Here is an 18,751-nt window from a genome sequence, read left to right as displayed (position 1 = left end):
TTACATGCTTCTTTTAAAACTTTCGAAACTAATGGAGACAGAATATACGATAGAGGTATGAAAATGCTTCCAGCTAACCGCTTGTCTCACTCTCTCAACTCGTCAGCACTGATAAGCTCAATTATCATTTCCGTAAAGACGATCAGGATCGTAGCAGATGACTTGACTTATAAGTCCTTTGCTTGCGTCCTCCCTCAAGCGATTCAAAGCCGGACGTTCTAAAAGCTCTCCAGAAAATCCTTCATCGGCATACTTCAGCACATCCTTAGTCCATGCTTTCTTTATGCAGGCCTCGATCTGGCTGTCGATTCTCGATCCCTTGATCGCTTGTTCCTCAGTCGATACCCTTACATATATGGCTATCACCCTGGATCTCCTTCCTATAAAGTTTTATTAAATAATGATAGCAATCGTTAATGCATTGCCATCTTGCGGTCCCTCGATGATTATCACCTTCATAAAATGCATCACCCCTTGGGTAATGCTATGTAACAGCTGTTTGTCCAAATGAGGAGATTTTAAATTAAACTACAGTGTTATTAAACGTTTCAATGTATATGCAGAAAATAAAAAACACCGATAATTTGAAACAATCGATGTTTTGTTGAGACATTTCTACACTCCTTAGATCCTCAATAGGAGAGATTTTATTTTCTAATCAAAGCCTTAAATCAAAATTAGCTTATTATCGTTTACAAAGATTTATTCTCATTTTAAAAATGAAGTAGCGTTTTTATTGCCAGTTATTAATGTAATTTCAACAATACAAATTTTTGTTGAGGGGACTATTTAAGAAAACAGAAGTAGGGCAAAAATTAGAAGAAACCCTCGTATATAACAGAATACTGCCCCTATAGTAAATAAAAAAGCTACCACATTGGTAGCCTGATCTTAATTTAACTTGCTTTTCGAATTAAGATTATCCTTCTCCGATAGTATTAAAATAACCAGTGATAAACAAAAAATCCCTCTCTTGAAAAGTTTGGGCTTAAGGGCTTGTATAGGTTAAAGAAATCATTAAGTACACTTTTTCGTCTGAACGGTTTATGTACGTATGAATCTCTTCGCCTTTAAATTTAATGACGTCCCACTTGTTGAGTTGGTGTTTTTCCTCTCCAACTTTCATTTCCAATTGACCATTTAATACAAGTACGATTTCTTCAGATCCAGCCAAATGTGACTCACTGTACTCACTGTTTGGATCGATACATGCTCTATACCATTCAACCGTGCCAAGTGCCTTAAACAATGGGTTGATAAACCAATCATTATTTTGTCCCGCAAAGTGATGGGGAGGCACAAATCGGTGTACTTCAATTTCCTCTTCAAAAGTTAGTAAAGATGCTAATGGAATATTTAATCCTCTACATATTTTCCATAAGACATTTATTGTTGGGTTCGCTTCGCCTCTTTCAATTTTACCTAGAGTTAATTTACTGACATTGCTTAAGTTAGACAACTCTTCCAAGCTAATTTTTTTACTTCTTCGAATTTCTCTAAGTTTAATCCCTACCTGATTGGATAAGTCAATATTTTCTTCCTTCACTTTTTCACACCTTTCGCATTGATTCTATCTACAAAATATATTATAGTATACCAAAGATGTAACTATAGTATACATTCAAACAAAAAAGTTAACTATATTGTATCAAATAATCATCTAAAATCATAAAAGGAGCGTTTATAATTATGAAAAAAAAGGGAAACATTTATATAATTTGGAGCATCTTTTCTTTGTTTGTAATATCCATGAGCTTACGTGCATCCATTACATCAATCTCTCCAGTTTTAAAAACTATTCAGGCAGACTTACAAATGTCTAATGTTTCGGTTAGTTTACTTACAGCCCTCCCAGTTTTTTGTATGGGGGTATTTGCTCCTGTGGCTGCAAAGCTTAGTCAACGATGGGGAATTGAATTGACCATTGCATTTTCAGTCTTATTAATTGGACTAGCAACAGCGTTGCGCTTTATGGCAACCTTCCCTTTTCTATTATTAATGACGGCTGTACTTACCGGAATTGGGATTGCAATAGCCGGTCCACTTATCTCTGGATATATAAAAAAACAATTTCCTAAATATTCATCTTCAATGATTGGTGTTTATTCAGCTGGCATGGGCGTTGGAGCATCCTTAAGTTCTGGGTTGGTAGTGCCCGCTATGCATTCTTTTAATAATTCTTGGAACATCGCTTTAGCAATATGGGCTTTATTTGCTGGAATTGGAATAATTGTTTGGATGCCAATCATTAAAAAATCTAAACTAAAGAAAAGTGTAGAAGGGGAGTCTGTAAAACAAAAAAACCAATTACCTTGGAGAAATCGATATGTATGGCTGCTAATGGTGTTTTTTGGCCTACAGTCTGGCATGTATTATTCTTTTGCAACATGGCTAGCTCCAAAAGTACAAGAAGTAGGTTTTAGTGCCACATATGCAGCAACAACTGCTACTGTTTTTTCAATCATACAGATGATTTTCAGCTTCATCATCCCTATTTTAATTAATAATAGTCCAAATAGAAAACCTTGGATTATTCTATGTGCTTTATGTTATTTTATCGGGATAATCACGTTAATAGCTGGAAGTATTTCACCCATTATTAGTGCTATTTTGACTGGGATTGGTGCCGGAGGGTTATTTCCAATAGCGATGATCCTTCCTTTAGACGCAACAACTACACCAAGAGATGCTAGTCAATGGACTGCTATGATTCAATTCGGTGGTTACATTATAAGTGGCGCTGTCCCTATACTTGTTGGGGCTGCAAAAGATATAACAAACTCTTATAATTTTGCATTCTTTTTATTACTTTTTATTTCAATCATATTAATGCTATTAACTTTAAAAGTTAGAAAGAAGAAAGAATCTAATTTTCAAATAAATGAGTTGAAAACAACAAGCACGTAATATTTTTAACACTTTAAAAACTACCTGACATAATAAACCCAGCTTCTATTGTAAAGATGAAGGTGGGTTTATTATTTGGAAAATTACTCAAAACTATGTTATGCACCAACTCGATCTGCGGCAATTTTGAATCCATCCTTAAGCGATTCAAAGCCGGACGTTCTAAAAGCTCCCCAAAGCTTCATCGGCATACTTCAGCACATCCTTAGTCCCTGCTTTATACAGGCCAGGCCTCTATCTGGATGTCGATGCTTGACCCCTTGATCGCTTGTTTCTCGGTCGATACCCTACATATATCGCCATCATTCTTTAAGCCAATATGTTTATTACTTACTGTTCTCCCTCTTCATGGGATGCAGCTAGCGAGTAATCTTACTCCATTTTCAATTTCTTCAGTTGATAATCCACCAAATCCCAACATGATATAGGAATCATTTTCGGGGTTTGGATTAAGCCAAAACCTTGACGGAGAATAAACTTTGACACCTTTTTGGAAACCAGCTTCGATCAACTCGAAGGCTGTTACGCCTTTTAGTTTCAATAAGATATGTAAGCCTGACTTTTCTCCAACAATTTTTACTTGATTGCCCATATACTGTTCAATGCTCCTTAACAGAGTCTGATGTTTTCTTTGATAAATCTTGCGCATTCTTCGTATATGCCTCTCAAATTCCCCGGATTGCATAAACATGGCCATAGCCCTCTGAATAATAGGAGAAGCAGATTGTTTGTAAGCTGCGAACTTTCGTGAATATTGAACCATTAGAGAGGATGGAAATACAATATAACTTAATCGAGCTGAAGGTAGAAATGATTTAGAAAACGTACCTAAATAAATAACCCTTTCCTCTTCATCCAAAGATTTCAGTGAAGGAATCGGCTGTCCCCTGTATCGAAACTCGCTGTCATAATCATCCTCAATAATGTATCCCCCAGTTTGATAAGCCCATTTTAGTAAACGCATTCTTTTCGCTATGGACATAATCATACCAAATGGAAATTGGTGAGAAGGCGTTAAATACACTGCTTTTGCCTTGCTCATTTGAATATGCTCCATTGACAATCCGTCCTTCTCAAGAGGCACTGGTTCAATTTGGCATCCTTGGTCTTTTAAGACTGATCGAACTCCACTGTAACCGGGTTCTTCCATGGCCACGGTTTTTTCCTGGAGTTCTAAAAGACGGCAGATTAACGCCATGGAGGCTTGTGTTCCGGCCGTTACAAGAATCTGTTCCGGTGTAGAGCGTACACCTCTGGATTGCAGTAGATAGTTTGAAATCTCTCTCCTCAATGCAAAGTCACCCTGATTTTCTCCATAATGAAATACTTGATCAACTGCGTCTGACAGACATTTTTTCCACTGCTTCAAGGGAAACTTGTCAAGATCGATGTTTCCATATTTAAAATCCACAATGACCTCGCTTGATTGTTTACTTTCCAACCTAATAGGATGTTTCACAACAATCGGATGTAGTAAAGATTTCTCAATCTCAGCTACCCATATCCCACTTTTAGGGACACTTTCTAGATATCCCTCTGATTGTAGCTGCTGATATGCTGTCTCAACCGTGTTTCGGCTAACCTTTAAATGAGCCTTTAGCTGACGTATTGATGGCATCTTCATTCCTGGCAAGAGCCTACCTTCTTCAATTTCATTCTTAATCCAATGATACAATTGACTATATAACGGCTCGGACGACTCCCTATGTAAAAATGGGGTAATTTCCACTGTTAATCCTCCATCTGTCCCTATTGTTTTTTAAATTCTGTCACTTTTATTAGGTACAGAAATTCTCTAAAATGATTTTATCATTTATAAAGAAAGTTGGGATAAAAAAAATGCATAAGATCCGCCAATAAAATTAGTATGTACAGATAATAAGAGGATTGATTTTACTCAGATACGATCGGTTAAATTGTTTGGATTATTCTTGAACTAGGTACTTTATTGTGAGAATTCTTACGCTGATGAAATCCCCAAAAGTTAGAGAAATCAATCTTATTAAACATTCAATGTAATATTAACAAGCATAAGTTCCCTACTTCGTGGGTTGATCTAAGAAAGGATATGTTAAGTATGCAAATTAACCAATTTGGACAAAAAATCGGTGAGCCAGTTGAGGGCTATCAACATCCACTAGTTCCAACAAGAAACACAATAGCAGGGAAATACTGTACGTTAGAAAAGGTATCAATGAAGCATTTTGATGATCTGTACAAAAATGTTTATGGACCTGAGAGTGACGATAAACAATGGACCTATCTGCCAACCGAAAAATTTACAAGTGAAAAGGAATTCGAAATTTTCTTATCAAAATTAATAAAATCAGAAGACCCTTTTTACTATGCAATAGTTGACAATGACACTAACGAAGCACTGGGCTCTTTTTCACTAATGAGGATCAATATCGAAAATAGTTCAGTGGAAGTTGGACATGTAATATACTCTGAAAGACTAAAAAAAACTAGAATTGCTACTGAAGCACAGTTTCTACTGGCGCGTTACGTATTCGAAGAGCTGCACTATAGACGTTATGAATGGAAATGTGATAGTTTAAACGATCCTTCTAGAAAGGCAGCTCTAAGATTGGGATTTCAATATGAAGGAACTTTTAGGCAAGCACTTGTATACAAACAAAGAAATAGAGATACAGCTTGGTTTTCGATAATTGATAAAGAATGGCCCAATATAAAAAATCGGTTCGAAAAGTGGCTTTTGGAAAGCAATTTTGATGAATATGGAAATCAAATTTCAAAACTAGACAACCAGTTTTAAAATGAGAAATTACTTTATCCATTTTTATGATGTTTCAAAACAGAGCCGTGGCTTCTTGCTCTTGAAGTTTTTTCATGGCCACCTGGCGTTGCAAGTGGGACTTCCCCTACAGATTTGACTCCACCAACCTTGGCAGAAATCGGTAGCACCTGGTATGGGGCTTCATTTCAACGTACTGGTGTTAATACAGAGTGCAAGCTTCTGATGCTTGCACATGCATTTGATTCGTGGAATATGATCAGAGTCACACTGAAAACTGACGCTCGTAACATACGTTCACGTTCTGCTATACAAAGGCTTGGTGCTACTTTTGAAGGCATTCGCAGGGCACATCTCCCTGGAAGTAATGGTAGCTTTAGGGATACAGCTTATTTTTCAATCATTGCCGAGGAATGGCCTGCTGTCCGCACAAATCTCAAAAATCGGCTTGAAAAATATAACTGAGTAAAGCGAACGAGAATCAGAGTGTAATGAACATAAGCCGGATCCTCTAGTTGAACAGGAATCCGGCTTTAATGAAAAGTGGCTTAGCGTGCGAAATCCGCATTTCATAAAAAAAGTCAGCCTCCTTTGACACGAAATTTGACTTTTTTTAGTTGAAGTTAAGCTTTGTGCAAAAAATCCATGTTTCCTAATGTCACTTTTGATATTTTAGGATTTGGAACCCCTTTATATATATTTCTCGGCTGAATCCCAAATAGACTTTGTACCGTGGTCATGTATCTGTTGAAAAAGCTGAATCTTTTTTGGCTTCTTGTACCTTTTGGGTACTAAGCACAAAACTTACGATTGCTGCAATGCTACAAACATATGGAAGTGAAGAATATCCCCAATTAGATATAACATAACCCCCAATCATTGAACCAATGGTAATACCAATATACAGAGCCGTATTATTCCATGCCATAACAATTCCTCGTTCTTTTGGATATTCCACTGCTAATCTTGCTTGGTATGATGTAAATCCTGCATACCCAACTAAAGCCCATATAAAAAGAAAGAAATAAATCCAATCACCAGATGAGAAGAATATCCCTAAACAAATGAGTATTAAAATTAAGAAAATTAGCGTAACCTTCGAAATTTTCTCTTCTCCAAATTTATCTGTTAATTGCCCACTTGTAAGGCTCCCTAAAACAGCACCGACACCATAAAAAGCAACAGCTAATGCGATTTCTGATGACGAGAATTTATTTTTGGAGTAAAGAGCTGCACCTAAATAAACATAAAGGGTATACATTGAAATCGCCCAAATGGTAGTAACACTTACAGAACCAAGCATTCTTAGCAGATTTCCTTGTAACAGGTTTCTTTTTAAACTTTTTTCAGGAATAGATTCCCATGTTTTAAAATTCACTGCCGCCAATATGGTTCCTATGATTGCCATTACGACAAATACTGAGCGCCATCCAAGAAAATGCTCTAATAACGTACCGATTGGCGCTCCTGCCCAAAGAGCCGTCAAGTGTCCTGAGACAACAATCGAAAGCCATATTCCTCTTCGGTTAGGCGGGGCAGTATCTCCAATAATTGCGTATATCAAAGGAGTGATTGAAGCAACGGATAAACCAGCTAATATACGGCTAACAATCAACAATAAAAATGAAGGAGAAAATGCAGTTAGCATATTAGAAATAGCGAACAGCAACAAGCCAAATGTAATCAATGTTCTCCGTTCTTTTAAATCTGAAAGCCAACCGAAGAAAGGAGCCGAAAAAGCATATGTAACTGAAAAAACAGTTACCATCCATCCAGTGGTCGATGCACCAACTTTATATACTTCTGAAATAAACGGTAATAATGGAGATACAACAAATAAATCAGTACCCATTAGAAACAAAGTTATCCAACCAACGCTTAAACTTATCCTCCCTTGCAACTTCATATAATCCCCCATATGAAAAAATATTTTTACATGTATATTCTCTAGGGGGCATAAAAGAACTTTATGTAAGTGGTACACTCCCCATAAAATGAGACAAATAAAAAACACCGATAGTTTGAAACAATCAGTGTTTTCTCGGACAATTACTTCGGCCATAGGTCCTAAGTAATTTTGAAGTCATTCATTACATCTTTTTACACAGTTTTATATTCATTTTATGCACAAAAATGGGTACAAGTTCAGCAATCATCCTAAATAGAAATAAAAGGTCTGATCACCTTTCTCTTTATGCATAACTTGTTCTGCAGCAATTTTAAAATCACTTTTGAAGCACTGTCTTCATCTACGAAGTGAGTTTTTAATGAGCAAAAATCCAAAACCACCTATTTCTCCATGAGAAACAAAAAGTTATTGCGGTCTCACCGAAAATTTAAATTACGGTGCCCTATTGCCTTTTCCTCTCCCAAAAAAATAAGGTTATGCCTCAAGGATTTAAAAGGGGATACTAATTTTATCGCATTTAATTCCATTGTTTCTGTTGATATCAAATAAAAAACCTCCATTTAAAAGGAGGTTTTAATAAAAATAAAATACCTCAGCAACATTCTTGAACCCAAGTAACGCCGCTAAGGTACTCTTTTCAAATTCAAAAAAAGTCTACTCTACTATTATTTTAAACTCATCTTCTAATTCCTTTTGAGCCCTTTGTAAAACTTCTAATGTATTATCAGCGTATGAACCTAAAAACTTTTTACTAGACTCAAAATTTCTCCAAACTAAAGTTTGCGGCAACTCTATCCACCCTGTAAGGCAATCCCATAAAGCGTCTAAATTTTTCCCATAGTAGTCCGGTAAGTCTAATTTATCTTTTAATACATCATGTAACCCTTCTTTATTTTCAAAGTCTTTTCCATCTACAACTATTTTTTTCATTAAAATTATGTCCTCCATTATTTTATCTTAACAAACGTTTTATAATGATCTGTTGTTTTATATATTAATCCATCATTCGAATAGAGTAATCTGTCATTCCCTCTGTAACCTGTGGTATAGTTTATATCAGCTTCGCGCCACACTCTATTTTTAGCGTCAGGAAGACGTTTTTCTGTGTTGTAGTATATATCTCCCCCATACTTTCCCCGGTGCTACTTACCTTTTTTGCTTTCCCATCCTAATTTTCTTGCTTCTTCTTTATTTATGTAATTATCCGGCACCGCCATTGATCGCCATCTCATCCATACTGAGCAACACTCCAATTTGACAATAGAGTTGCTGAACCATAAAGTACTTTCTGCCACTGTTGAACCTCTTTCACCATCCAGTGATAGCTGATGATTAGATTTTCCGTTATCCTTGAAGAACTAATACATTTTTAGCGGGGAGCTAGCCATGATTGAAAAATACACAACTGAAGTTTCTTTAGACTTTTTTAATGGTGATGAAACAGATTTAAAGGATACAATTGAGGAGGTTAGACTTTTTGCAAAGACATATGAGAACGATAAAGTAACCGTCCTAAGTGTTACTGAATATGAATCTTCAAAGGGAAAAAACTTTAAAGTTCTTTTGCAGCACGAAAGAGATACAGATAATCTAGGACGTAAATATGAATATGATGAAGAAAAACTATTCGGTTTCTTTGAAGATGAAGAATAGGGAATACCACGTTAGCGCATACAAAGAACCACATTTTAGTGGTTTTTTTAAATTATTCATTTACATAACCTTAAAGTCTATCTCATGATTAAACCTGCTCAAGGCTGCCCTTATTTGAATCACTGTTCTGCCATTCTCAGAAGCTTCTAAGACATGCGCAGTACCCCGTTTGAACATGTATTACATAAAGCTGCCCCAACATTTATTTAATCAATCAGTGACAGGAAACTATGCTCCCCCCTTTTGTAATAAATAAAGATATCCTCATCATGCATTTACACGTATTGAAAAAAACAAAAAAAGATGTGTCTCTTCATGGTCCGATCGGGCAGGATATTGATTACGAAGATAAAAATGAATTGCTGCATTCGAAAAAGCTATGTATCACTCAGAAACTCATGTTAAATATGTGGATAGCCCTTCTCATAAAAGGAGATGGGCTCTTTTTCAGGATTTCGCTTTTTTGGACCGTAAATTCTATCAGGTAATCCATTGTATGAGTAACATCTAACTTCAAAATACATCACAAACATTGATTTAAGATACCGTTCCTTTTGCAACATATGAGAATAGGGATGATTAAACCACTCAGTAAAAATCTCTTTCTGTAGAATTTCTACACCTTTCCTTTAAAATGCTTTATTTCTATAAATACGAATCGACAGAAGCCAAGAACAAACATATAGAATAATAACCGAAAATAGAATTAACAAATAAACATTAAGATTTTGTAATGATAATAATATTCGAACATTTTCTCTGATTATATCGTTCATATTTCGGAACAAGGTATTAATCAACACCATATAAATACCAAGTAAAATAAGTGAACCTATGAACAAATATCGGCTTTTAAACTGATAACTAAATGGAAAGATAAATGAAGCAGATACCATAACAAGGCATACGATAAACATAAGATCGATCCATATTGTTAGTTCTCTATGAATGATCAAATTTCCAAAAAAAATTGTAAGCACTACAATAAAAGTAAAAACAAGTACTCCAATGTACTTTGAACTGACGATTTCCCTGCGTGTATAAGGCAGTGAATTCAGCAGGGTATTTATTCGGGCTTTTTCATCCATTGAAAAAGCGTTCATTATAATGACGATACTAAATACAAAGCCTGACCAGATATATGATATATTTAACGTTAAATAAACAAATAAAGCCGGCAGTAAAATCATAAGAGATTTCTTTTGTAAAATGATATCTTTTCTTATTAAGTTAAACACCTTACTTAACCCCTTTCTTTGTATAAATCATCAACTCTTCAATCGTTGGTTTTTCGATTAATACTAAATCACCAAACACATCTTCTATTCGTGTTCTATTGGCTGTTAATGCCTCAAAACCAGCATTAGATTTCCGAATGGAAATAAACTCCTGTTCTGTATCTCGATCTAATAACTCCGCGCCTCCTTTTACAATGGCATACTCTTCTTGAATTTGATAAGATTTCTTTGTGAAAATATGCTCACCATTATGAATAAAAGTAATATAATCTGCAATACGGTCTAAATCTGTTGTAATATGTGTAGAAAAGAAGATCGTTTTCTTTCCATCTTGCATTATATTATGTAGTATATCCAGAAACTCCCTGCGAAATATTGGGTCTAATCCCGATGTGGGTTCATCCATAATAATTAACTCTGCATGATGTGATAAGGCTATTGATAAAGAAGCTTTCATCATCATTCCTTTAGAAAATGATTTGATTTTTTTATTTAACGGCAGTTCAAATTTTTCAACATAGTAATTAAATAGGCGATCATCCCATTTCATATAGCAGGGCCTTATAATCTCCTTCATTTCTGCTAATGTTAAATGTGCGTAGAAAATATTTTCATCAAATACAAAACCAATCCGTTGCTTTATTTCTTTTTCATGTTCTTTATGATCTAACCCAAATATTGAAATCGATCCGCTATCTGGTTGCAATAAGTTCATCATAAGTTTAATCGTTGTAGATTTTCCAACACCATTACCACCGATAAAACCCGTTATAAATCCTTTTTTAACTGTCATTGAAATATCTTTTAGCTGAAAATCACCAAATGATTTATAAACATGTTTGAATTCAATAACATTTTCCACTATTCTTCCTCCCTATATAACAGTGTAAGTATGCCCTTTAATTCTGTAAGTGAGATGCCAATTTCTTTACTGTTTTGAATTGCCGTCAACAGTTGCTCTTCAATTACCTTCATTTTTCTTTCTTTAATCATCTCACTATCCTGCTCCGATACAAAAGAACCTTTCCCAACAACCGAATATATGAATCCGTTCTTCTCAAGTTCCTCATAGGCACGTTTTGTTGTAATAACACTTATATCCAAATCCTTCGCTAACTGTCGCATTGAAGGTAAGGATTGCCCTGCATGTAATTCATTGGTCAAAATATGTTTTTTAATTTGAGCATAAATTTGCTCATAAATAGGTTCTTTTGAATGATTTGAAATGATAATTTGCATATAAAACCCCACTATCATATTGTATATATACTTTATATACAATATATCCAAATTAATATCAGAATACAACTCTTTTTTAATCCAATTCTTCGAGTTTATCGTTTGGTTAAGTGTAGGGCTATAATGCTTCATTCACTTGTAAGGTGCATGAATCGTTGCCAAGACAACAGAGGGATAGTTGAGAAGGTTTATTTCTTCACAATTTAAATTTAAATTGCTACTAATTATATATAGAAAGTTAATTATGTATACACTCCAAATCAGAAAGAAACACAAATTACATAAGAATTAGGATAAAATTTTTAATAATGTACACATTCATTTATAGAGATAATAGTGGTTCGGTAATGTAGTTCTCATGATCAAGAATCTTCTTTAAGGAGTGTAACAGCCTGGAAAATCCAAACAAAAATAAGCACCCCCTACTTAGAACATAACATCCAAGCAGAGGTGCATATAAAAATGAGCAGATATATAATTATGTGCCAATGTATTTTCTCGGTTTTTATGCTGCTTGGGCATAATGTTTTTTTCTTGGCGGCATTTGTTTTGCATGAGCCTGATTTCCCGCCCGGCGCCTTCCATTCTGTTTCAATAAGCGGTCTAAACCTTTCTTCCTCGTGCCTCTGGCAAGATGCCATGTGGACGTACTTGCCGTCCCAATCGCCTCTATTTCAACTTAGACTAAAAAATCATTTTAAAATTCATTTCAACTCGCATCCCTATCGAAGTAATTCGACCCGCATATCATGTACTATCTCTTTTTAAGGGAGGTGGACATATGGGATACTCATATGGTTATGGTAACTCCTTTACATTAATCGTAGTGCTATTCATCTTATTAATCATTGTTGGAGCAGCTTTCTTCGGAGGCTATCCAGAAGGCGTTCCTATTTAATTGATATGTAGGAGTACTCCATGTTCTGTTTGACGCCATAAGAAACCTTTATGGCGTTTCCGTTTATTTTTTAGACAAAAAATTCATTTTTTCTTATTTAGACGTAAATCTATGTCGAAAACTATCGTTTAGCATATCTTATACTATCCTCACTAAAGGAGGTGGCCATATGTCTAATGGTTACGGTAGTTCCTTCGCGTTAATTGTGGTGCTATTCATCTTGTTAATCATCGTTGGAGCAGCTTTCTTTAGATATTAAGTTAATAGACTAACTCCTCCGCAGCAGCACCTCCCTGTTCGGCTAAACGCCATAAGAAACCTTTATGGCGTTTTGTTAAGTGATTAACTCACCTTATGCTGACAAAGTTTCTGAACCAAGGAAATATAAAATACCAATCTTCATCTTTCTGAAGCTCTATGAGCTTTTTTAAAATTGTCCACAGCTTTAGCTTAATATAATTTATTGATTTAGAAGCCATTTTATACGCCCAGCTGAAGTTATATAGTGTAGTAATATGAGACAAAAAAAGATGGTACAAACTGTTTTTAAATTACTAAAATAAAGCGCTGCAACAGCCATTGCAAAGATCAATAATTCAATAAATAATCTTATAACCCCGTTCACGGCTATTACAGTTTGACCGCTTCGGCTAGGGTCATTGGGCACTGCAAACACGGACCAGATAATCATAACTGCAATTGGTAAAACTAAAGTTAAAACATATTTAAAAAAACCATTGAAGTGAGTCCAAGCAAACACACCTATGAAAATCAATGCCGCAACTTCAAGTGAAAATCTTAGAAGTAAATTCATTTGACTCAGTTTTTCCAACTCCTCTGATTAAAAAGCCCCCCGCAGGAGATGCTCTTTCTCCACTTTATTTCAGCATATAAAAACTTTTCTGTTCTTCTCCTTTTGATTCTCTTTGAGTTTTTGGAGAGATCATCTCCACTTTTGAAGATATGATACCGACTACTGCTGTTACTAATGCTCCGATTAATGCAACAATTATAAGTATAGTGACATATGACAACTTATCTCCTCCTATCCAGATAATTATCCAAATAATCAGGAAGTTGTCTACAATTCGCAAAATTTGTCGAACGAAATTGTTGAACAATACCATATTTTGTTATGAAAATGAATTCAGCATATTCCGTTTACATTTCCTAATAATGCCTCCCAGCTGAGTTGGAGTCAGATGATTAAAATGTGCTCCGAAAACTTGAAAAAGTGTTCAAGTATGAAGCAAAAAAAGGACTGAACGATCCTGAAACGTTCTTTGCAGCAAAAGACGGAAATTAGATAAATAAACGCAGCTAGTTTATTATTATTTATTTCTGTTTATTTAATTCTGTTTACTAATAAGATTTAGATTCTCATTTATAAAGTGATTTTAGAACCACTTAGAAACCCTTACAGGACATAGGTTTTTGTTGTTTTTCTCATTTATATTTTTCATTTAGGTCTCTTTTACATTATCATATATAAAAATGAAGATTACATAAGGAGCGTTTATTGTGAAGAGAACCATTGAGTTTGTTTTAAGTTTAATAGGGAGCATAATGGGTGTTGTAGCATCTATCCTAGCTTTAGGTATCGCTTACCTTGATTTATTTTTTCACTTGATCAGATACTTTGATATGACAAGCGACCTCCTTGTTAGGGCATGGATATCTTTGATCTTTTCATGCATTGGGTTTACCGCTTCAATTGTTGTCTTATTCAAACCAAAGTTGAGCAGTGTTCTACTTTTTGTCTCAGGGATTGGAGGACTTATATGTATTGATTGGTTTTACTTAATACCAGCTATACTTATGATCACCCCTGGAATCATGGTGTTTGTAAGGAAAGGAAAAACTGCTCCTAAAGCAATTTAGAGCAGAGTATAATTCGACCGAACCGCAACTGGCGGTTCTGTTAGTGTATAGTCATATTTTAGATAAACTAATTGTTATTATTGGACAGTACCATAATCAAAATCAATATCTTTCTTGTCTAAATCCCCCTTGAAATTTTTAGCATAAGTCATTGTTAAATGTACGCTTTTATCTATCCACCAAGTTCCATCATCAGTATTCGTATCCCAAGTAACATTTATATCTCTGCTCAAATTCTCAAAAAACACCAAATTCCCAACAGCTACTGTTTTTCCGTTGATCTTGTAATATATTAAAGCAATTTTATTATCGAATATACCTGTCCCGTGCTTTACGATTGTTAAACTATAAGGCTTATTAGGACATTGCTCTTCAAGTATAATTTCAGGATTTAAAAATAAAACATAACAGATGAATAAAATTGGAACAATCATTAACCTTTTTAAAAATTTTCTATTGATATTAAACCGTTTAACAACCCATTTCATTTGGGATACACCCCCATCTTTTGAACGTACAGCTCAGGCATAGGCTTAAAAATAAAGCGTGTCATTCGTATTATAAGGCAGGGAGATGGTAAAACGGAAGAAATGTAAAGAGGGAAAAAAGCTGCTGACGAGGAGTCAGCAGCTACACATGCATCTATCTGTAGAAGTCCTTATCAATAATAATGTATTCAATATCAAGTCCGTTATTTCCAATTGATGAGGAAACGATCAAGACCAAGGGCCGTTTTTAATGAGCCATCATCTCATGGGCAATATCGTGTCCATCCATTTCTGACGGGTAATAGGTAGGCCAGTTTTTGACTTCATCAAGTAAAGCTTCACGGTCGTCACCCCAATACAGATGGTAATGATTGGATTTAGTCGGATAGATACTATGATCACTAAACTGAATATACTGAGGAAGTCCTTCAGCTTCTTTAGCAAGTTTGAATATGTATCTTACCCCTCTATTGCCCGCATCATATGTCAGAATTTCGTACCCGTCATAAATATACTGACCAGAATATTCTTTTCCATTTTTGAAGAACGTTACAGTATCTGGTTGAATTAAGATACGTTCAACATCTGTTTTATACCCTTTTTTATAATATTCTTTATATTCTTCAGCTGTCATGTCACCTTCATGTTCTGCTTTATAAGAAAATACTTCGTCAAGAGTACCATCTTGCAGGTATGAATATACAGATTGCCAGTCTCCTTCCCAGTCAGAAAGCGAACGATCCTTTACTTGACTGTTTTTAAAATCGCCTTCATAAATTTTTTCTGTTTCTTCATCATGTGCATGACTATGATCGTGAACATGTCCGTGTGTGTGACTTTCAGATGATTGCTCTTGCGTTTTAGAAGAGTCTTCTGCAGCTGCTGAGGATGATGCTGTTTTATTAGACTCACCTTTAGGTGAACCTGAAGTCTGACATCCTGCCAATATTAGTAATGAACCAATCGCTAATATCCCTAACCTCTTTGCAAATAAAATTCCCATTACGTACACTCCTTCTCTTCAAATCGAAATTATTACGATTTGTATTATACATTTATCTTATGCAAAGATCAAAGGGAAAATGAGATGTTTTCATGATTTATCATCTTACTTTCTGTCCTCTTGACTGTTCCTACAAAATACTAAAACAATTTCCTCGGTCTTTCATTTATGTACTTAAAGTTAAAGTGGGCTATCCTAGCGATTGAGTTATTTATAAACAGGAAAAACCACACCAGTTGGTATGGTTTTTCAGGTAGGCCCTAAAAAGAGACTCTATTGTTCGGAGTATACAGCTAGTTGCAACGGTAACCTACAGGGCCGTCCGATCCTGTGTAAACATATGTGTCAGAAACATATCCAATATTCACAATACCCCGGGAATCTTTCCACTGGATTTGGTCCCAAATGTTACTCGTTCCATACTTTCCGGTTACAGTTGTTCCATAAGCATAACAATAGTAAGGAACACGCGAGCCGCTAGGAATGGAAAGCATAATAGGATAATTTGTACCTGGACCGCTGCGCATATTGACAGGCGCACCGCTGCTTGTTGAGACAGTAAAGTACTGAACTGCAAGTGCATGACTGGAAAAGATGAACAATGATGCAATCATAACGGTTAACATACTCAACGTTTTTAGTTTAGTCAATTGAATCCCTCTTTCTATGAAAATATCACTATATTAGTTTTTTGATTTGCAGCTAAGACTACCAGCTGCATTTAGGAACAACCGGACCGTCTGAGCCTGTATACATATATGTATCAGAGACAAATCCAGGAACGATCTCCCCGCTTGCAAGCGTCCGCTCTGTGTAATTCCAAATATTACTTGTTCCATACTTTCCAGTTACAGTTGTACCGGTTTTGTAGCAGTAGATCGGGATGCGGGTTCCGCTCGGAATAGTCGTTACAATCCCCCAACTTGTACCTGGGCCGCTGCGCATATTTACGGGAGCACCGCTGCTTGTTGAGACAGTGTAATACTGAACTGCTTGTGCATGACTAGAAAAAATGAAGAATGACGCCAACATAACGGTTAATAAACTTGCCATTTTTATCTTTCTCAACTTATATCCTCCTCACAATAAATGTCCTGCGTCTGGTTTTCTAACATTCAGTTCAGGAATGATTCGGCAGACCATCTTCGCCCCTTTCGTTTACATATATTGATATCATATTACCATCAAACAGGTATATGAGAAGTGCCATTATTACTGAATTTTCCGACAGAAGAGAGGATGAAATTTGGGAATATAGGGATTGCAATGCAATCCGAAATAATGAGTGAAAGATATGTCACACACCAATTAAAAGCTTGATTACTAATCAAAATTTTTGATGATCCCTCGGTCAGTTTCCATCATGAGTGGTGCATCTATACTGTATTTATCCGAGAATATCCATCTTCTCCCGAGAGGACCTAATAAAATATAGACTCCTTCTTTATACTCTCCCATGAAAAGTAAATGATTTTTTGAGAAAGGTTCATCATTTCTTTGCCGAATTCCCAGCTTTAAAAGGTAATCAAAACATTCTTTAACATGATTTGTAGATAAACCAATCTCGCTTATCCCTATTACATTGTCGGGCGTGAATACTTTTGACTTCGTTTCCGGAGAGGTTTCTAATCGAGAAATAAACTCAACAATATTACCTGCAGGATCTTCAAAATATATCGATCTTGCCTTTGTATTTGAAAAATACGCTTCATCGTCACCATCTTCTTCAAGTAAATCAACCTTCTTTTTCAGCCATTCTTTAGCTTGTGCGAAAATATTCGAATGGATATTAAACGCAAAATGATAGTAATAGCGATTCACTTCGTCTTGGTGCAAGGTTAAAATGCTTTCTCCCACTTGAAATATGGCTAATGTATCAGTTAACGCCAGCCTTTTAAATTGAAGGATATCTTTGTAAAAGCTTACAGTTTGATTAAAATGTGAAACGAATATTTCAAGATTTTTTATTTTCACTATTTCTCCCCCCTCTCTTAATATATCTAAAATGAGAAACAAATTCTTTCTACATTTAGCTTATTTAAGCTATATCATTAGACTGAAATATAGAACCACCTGCACTTGTTTTTCATCCGCATTTCCGTAGCTTTAAGGATACATCGTATGCCTCTTCTATCAGCCAGCAGCCGTAGGATATCAATTTTTATAGCTTCAGTCACATTGTTATCTAAAAAACCACTTTTTGAACTCATCCGCCTTTCTTGTCATGTGTATCGAAACCCTAAAATAATAGCGGATTTTTTATAATACGAGTTTCTTGTCTAGGACAACCTTTTTTCTTCATCATAACTTATATTGTAAGACAAGATTTTTTGAAAGGGTGATTTTGATGAGCTGCAATAACGGTGGGTTTAGAATTGTGGACGAATTCATGTTCGGCTCTCGTCGCGGGAACAACGGTACCAATAGCTTCAATGGTTTTAATGGGGGCAATGGAGGCAACAATGTAGAAACAATTGTTTCTCCCACAAGAAATGTTGTAAATACGACAACCAATGAACGTACTGTTAGACGTGTTCAGCCGACTCACATTGTTAATGTTAATAGAAATGTTACAAGAGTAGAAAATTACTATCCAGTGACACAATCTACAGAGAATGAAAATATCGTTGAGGAATATGATTGTGGAAGTGACTTAAGAAATCCATGCTGTAAACCAGTAAAAAGATGCAATAGGTAATCATTCAGTAAAGATTCATTTTAGGCATCCTTATGGATGCCTTTTTTATTACCCTACCCTTTCAGATTTTCGGCTTTAAAAT

Annotated in this window: 21 protein-coding genes and 6 pseudogenes; 9 read left to right on the top strand and 18 right to left on the bottom strand. The window is 35.5% G+C overall.

Going from position 1 to position 18,751, the window contains the following annotated elements; genetic code table 11:
• Positions 1 to 89 precede the first annotated feature (89 nt).
• The 3 genes and pseudogenes from UJ203_RS02215 to UJ203_RS02205 all read right to left on the bottom strand — a co-directional run.
• Positions 90 to 324: pseudogene (locus tag UJ203_RS02215) on the bottom strand (recombinase family protein); the annotation flags it as partial.
• Positions 282 to 459: pseudogene (locus UJ203_RS02210) on the bottom strand (hypothetical protein). The pseudogenes UJ203_RS02215 and UJ203_RS02210, both read right to left, overlap by 43 nt.
• Positions 460 to 988: 529 nt before the next feature.
• On the bottom strand, positions 989 to 1,546 hold the full coding sequence (locus UJ203_RS02205; protein WP_024122190.1) for a helix-turn-helix domain-containing protein: 558 nt from the start codon (positions 1,544 to 1,546) through the stop codon (positions 989 to 991).
• 143 nt (positions 1,547 to 1,689) lie between these two features.
• Here UJ203_RS02205 and UJ203_RS02200 point away from each other — a divergent pair, with 143 nt between their 5' ends.
• On the top strand, positions 1,690 to 2,907 hold the full coding sequence (locus UJ203_RS02200) for a CynX/NimT family MFS transporter (protein ID WP_322008510.1): 1,218 nt from the start codon (positions 1,690 to 1,692) through the stop codon (positions 2,905 to 2,907).
• A gap of 127 nt (positions 2,908 to 3,034) precedes the next feature.
• On the opposite strand, the pseudogene UJ203_RS02195 reads toward UJ203_RS02200, so the two are convergent.
• Positions 3,035 to 3,213: pseudogene (locus UJ203_RS02195) on the bottom strand (recombinase family protein); the annotation flags it as partial.
• 40 nt (positions 3,214 to 3,253) lie between these two features.
• Positions 3,254 to 4,636, bottom strand: coding sequence for a PLP-dependent aminotransferase family protein (locus tag UJ203_RS02190; protein ID WP_322008509.1), 1,383 nt, complete (start codon positions 4,634 to 4,636; stop codon positions 3,254 to 3,256).
• Between the two features lie 348 nt (positions 4,637 to 4,984).
• On the opposite strand from UJ203_RS02190, the gene UJ203_RS02185 reads away from it, so the two are divergent.
• Together UJ203_RS02185 and UJ203_RS02180 are read left to right on the top strand one after the other, a co-directional pair.
• On the top strand, positions 4,985 to 5,683 hold the full coding sequence (locus UJ203_RS02185; RefSeq protein ID WP_305934493.1) for a GNAT family N-acetyltransferase: 699 nt from the start codon (positions 4,985 to 4,987) through the stop codon (positions 5,681 to 5,683).
• A 99-nt stretch (positions 5,684 to 5,782) separates the two neighbouring features.
• Positions 5,783 to 6,127 (top strand): annotated as a pseudogene (locus UJ203_RS02180) (GNAT family N-acetyltransferase); the annotation flags it as partial.
• 271 nt (positions 6,128 to 6,398) lie between these two features.
• On the opposite strand, the gene UJ203_RS02175 reads toward UJ203_RS02180, so the two are convergent.
• From UJ203_RS02175 to UJ203_RS02165, 3 genes and pseudogenes are all read right to left on the bottom strand, one after another.
• Entirely contained in the window at positions 6,399 to 7,568 is a 1,170-nt protein-coding gene (locus UJ203_RS02175) for an MFS transporter (RefSeq protein ID WP_322008508.1), read from the bottom strand.
• 657 nt (positions 7,569 to 8,225) lie between these two features.
• Positions 8,226 to 8,501, bottom strand: a complete 276-nt coding sequence (locus UJ203_RS02170; protein WP_010789289.1) for a barstar family protein — start codon at positions 8,499 to 8,501, stop codon at positions 8,226 to 8,228.
• 17 nt (positions 8,502 to 8,518) lie between these two features.
• Positions 8,519 to 8,782: pseudogene (locus UJ203_RS02165) on the bottom strand (ribonuclease domain-containing protein); the annotation flags it as partial.
• Positions 8,783 to 8,957: 175 nt separating this feature from the next.
• On the opposite strand from UJ203_RS02165, the gene UJ203_RS02160 reads away from it, so the two are divergent.
• Positions 8,958 to 9,224 (top strand): hypothetical protein, encoded by a 267-nt coding sequence (locus UJ203_RS02160; RefSeq protein WP_322008507.1) that lies wholly within the window; start codon positions 8,958 to 8,960, stop codon positions 9,222 to 9,224.
• Between the two features lie 629 nt (positions 9,225 to 9,853).
• Here the strand turns inward: UJ203_RS02160 and UJ203_RS02155 are convergent.
• Genes UJ203_RS02155 through UJ203_RS02145 form a run of 3 tightly spaced genes read right to left on the bottom strand, consistent with a single transcriptional unit; the run spans position 9,854 to position 11,701 of the window.
• Positions 9,854 to 10,414: an ABC-2 transporter permease gene (locus tag UJ203_RS02155; RefSeq protein WP_322009440.1), complete on the bottom strand. Its 561-nt coding sequence runs from the start codon at positions 10,412 to 10,414 to the stop codon at positions 9,854 to 9,856.
• A gap of 49 nt (positions 10,415 to 10,463) precedes the next feature.
• A complete protein-coding gene (locus UJ203_RS02150) occupies positions 10,464 to 11,324 on the bottom strand; it encodes an ABC transporter ATP-binding protein (RefSeq protein ID WP_322008506.1) in 861 nt (286 codons plus the stop codon).
• Positions 11,324 to 11,701, bottom strand: a complete 378-nt coding sequence (locus tag UJ203_RS02145; RefSeq protein ID WP_059293556.1) for a GntR family transcriptional regulator — start codon at positions 11,699 to 11,701, stop codon at positions 11,324 to 11,326. Before UJ203_RS02145 ends, UJ203_RS02150 begins: the two co-directional genes overlap by 1 nt.
• A 781-nt stretch (positions 11,702 to 12,482) precedes the next feature.
• On the opposite strand from UJ203_RS02145, the gene UJ203_RS02140 reads away from it, so the two are divergent.
• Together UJ203_RS02140 and UJ203_RS02135 are read left to right on the top strand one after the other, a co-directional pair.
• Complete coding sequence (locus UJ203_RS02140) at positions 12,483 to 12,599, top strand: YjcZ family sporulation protein (RefSeq protein WP_202853929.1); 117 nt, start codon at positions 12,483 to 12,485, stop codon at positions 12,597 to 12,599.
• A 169-nt stretch (positions 12,600 to 12,768) separates the two neighbouring features.
• Positions 12,769 to 12,858, top strand: coding sequence for a YjcZ family sporulation protein (locus UJ203_RS02135; RefSeq protein ID WP_024122253.1), 90 nt, complete (start codon positions 12,769 to 12,771; stop codon positions 12,856 to 12,858).
• A gap of 201 nt (positions 12,859 to 13,059) precedes the next feature.
• On the opposite strand, the gene UJ203_RS02130 is transcribed toward UJ203_RS02135, so the two are convergent.
• Together UJ203_RS02130 and UJ203_RS02125 are read right to left on the bottom strand one after the other, a co-directional pair.
• A complete protein-coding gene (locus UJ203_RS02130) occupies positions 13,060 to 13,431 on the bottom strand; it encodes a YrdB family protein (RefSeq protein ID WP_322008505.1) in 372 nt (123 codons plus the stop codon).
• A 46-nt stretch (positions 13,432 to 13,477) separates the two neighbouring features.
• Positions 13,478 to 13,633, bottom strand: coding sequence for a hypothetical protein (locus UJ203_RS02125; RefSeq protein ID WP_180950485.1), 156 nt, complete (start codon positions 13,631 to 13,633; stop codon positions 13,478 to 13,480).
• A gap of 194 nt (positions 13,634 to 13,827) precedes the next feature.
• Between UJ203_RS02125 and UJ203_RS02120 the strand changes: the two are divergent.
• Positions 13,828 to 13,899 (top strand): annotated as a pseudogene (locus tag UJ203_RS02120) (transcriptional regulator); the annotation flags it as partial.
• Between the two features lie 221 nt (positions 13,900 to 14,120).
• The gene (locus UJ203_RS02115; RefSeq protein WP_322008504.1) at positions 14,121 to 14,480 is read left to right on the top strand and encodes a hypothetical protein; all 360 of its coding nucleotides are present in this window, start codon (positions 14,121 to 14,123) and stop codon (positions 14,478 to 14,480) included.
• Between the two features lie 77 nt (positions 14,481 to 14,557).
• Here the strand turns inward: UJ203_RS02115 and UJ203_RS02110 are convergent, their stop codons facing one another.
• The 5 genes from UJ203_RS02110 to UJ203_RS02090 all read right to left on the bottom strand — a co-directional run bounded on the left by UJ203_RS02110 (position 14,558) and on the right by UJ203_RS02090 (position 17,945).
• Positions 14,558 to 14,968 carry a hypothetical protein gene (locus UJ203_RS02110; RefSeq protein WP_322008503.1) on the bottom strand — a complete coding sequence of 137 codons (411 nt, stop codon included), beginning with the start codon at positions 14,966 to 14,968 and terminating at the stop codon, positions 14,558 to 14,560.
• 247 nt (positions 14,969 to 15,215) lie between these two features.
• Positions 15,216 to 15,971: a ZinT family metal-binding protein gene (locus UJ203_RS02105; protein WP_322008502.1), complete on the bottom strand. Its 756-nt coding sequence runs from the start codon at positions 15,969 to 15,971 to the stop codon at positions 15,216 to 15,218.
• A gap of 293 nt (positions 15,972 to 16,264) precedes the next feature.
• Positions 16,265 to 16,621 (bottom strand): SH3 domain-containing protein, encoded by a 357-nt coding sequence (locus UJ203_RS02100; RefSeq protein WP_322008501.1) that lies wholly within the window; start codon positions 16,619 to 16,621, stop codon positions 16,265 to 16,267.
• A 58-nt stretch (positions 16,622 to 16,679) separates the two neighbouring features.
• Positions 16,680 to 17,024 carry an SH3 domain-containing protein gene (locus UJ203_RS02095; RefSeq protein WP_415859180.1) on the bottom strand — a complete coding sequence of 115 codons (345 nt, stop codon included), beginning with the start codon at positions 17,022 to 17,024 and terminating at the stop codon, positions 16,680 to 16,682.
• A 270-nt stretch (positions 17,025 to 17,294) separates the two neighbouring features.
• Positions 17,295 to 17,945, bottom strand: a complete 651-nt coding sequence (locus UJ203_RS02090) for a VOC family protein (RefSeq protein ID WP_322008499.1) — start codon at positions 17,943 to 17,945, stop codon at positions 17,295 to 17,297.
• Positions 17,946 to 18,318: 373 nt separating this feature from the next.
• Between UJ203_RS02090 and UJ203_RS02085 the strand changes: the two genes are divergently transcribed.
• Entirely contained in the window at positions 18,319 to 18,669 is a 351-nt protein-coding gene (locus tag UJ203_RS02085) for a CotD family spore coat protein (protein WP_322008498.1), read from the top strand.
• Positions 18,670 to 18,751 lie beyond the last annotated feature (82 nt).

It is taken from the genome of Bacillus sp. V26 (genome assembly GCF_034296245.1).
GTDB lineage: Bacteria > Bacillota > Bacilli > Bacillales > Bacillaceae > Bacillus > Bacillus halotolerans.
Note: the sequence above shows the minus strand (reverse complement) of the source record. Positions and strands in the feature narration are given on the sequence as shown.

What these genes read in the sequence shown, in the direction of transcription:
- UJ203_RS02200 (WP_322008510.1), top strand. Translation starts at nt 1,690, where the DNA reads ATGAAAAAAAAGGGAAACATTTATATAATTTGGAGCATCTTTTCTTTG.
- UJ203_RS02185 (WP_305934493.1), top strand. Translation starts at nt 4,985, where the DNA reads ATGCAAATTAACCAATTTGGACAAAAAATCGGTGAGCCAGTTGAGGGC.
- UJ203_RS02175 (WP_322008508.1), bottom strand. Translation starts at nt 7,568, where the DNA reads ATGAAGTTGCAAGGGAGGATAAGTTTAAGCGTTGGTTGGATAACTTTG.
- UJ203_RS02170 (WP_010789289.1), bottom strand. Translation starts at nt 8,501, where the DNA reads ATGAAAAAAATAGTTGTAGATGGAAAAGACTTTGAAAATAAAGAAGGG.
- UJ203_RS02160 (WP_322008507.1), top strand. Translation starts at nt 8,958, where the DNA reads ATGATTGAAAAATACACAACTGAAGTTTCTTTAGACTTTTTTAATGGT.
- UJ203_RS02155 (WP_322009440.1), bottom strand. Translation starts at nt 10,414, where the DNA reads ATGATTTTACTGCCGGCTTTATTTGTTTATTTAACGTTAAATATATCA.
- UJ203_RS02145 (WP_059293556.1), bottom strand. Translation starts at nt 11,701, where the DNA reads ATGCAAATTATCATTTCAAATCATTCAAAAGAACCTATTTATGAGCAA.
- UJ203_RS02140 (WP_202853929.1), top strand. Translation starts at nt 12,483, where the DNA reads ATGGGATACTCATATGGTTATGGTAACTCCTTTACATTAATCGTAGTG.
- UJ203_RS02135 (WP_024122253.1), top strand. Translation starts at nt 12,769, where the DNA reads ATGTCTAATGGTTACGGTAGTTCCTTCGCGTTAATTGTGGTGCTATTC.
- UJ203_RS02110 (WP_322008503.1), bottom strand. Translation starts at nt 14,968, where the DNA reads ATGAAATGGGTTGTTAAACGGTTTAATATCAATAGAAAATTTTTAAAA.
- UJ203_RS02105 (WP_322008502.1), bottom strand. Translation starts at nt 15,971, where the DNA reads ATGGGAATTTTATTTGCAAAGAGGTTAGGGATATTAGCGATTGGTTCA.
- UJ203_RS02095 (WP_415859180.1), bottom strand. Translation starts at nt 17,024, where the DNA reads ATGGCAAGTTTATTAACCGTTATGTTGGCGTCATTCTTCATTTTTTCT.
- UJ203_RS02085 (WP_322008498.1), top strand. Translation starts at nt 18,319, where the DNA reads ATGAGCTGCAATAACGGTGGGTTTAGAATTGTGGACGAATTCATGTTC.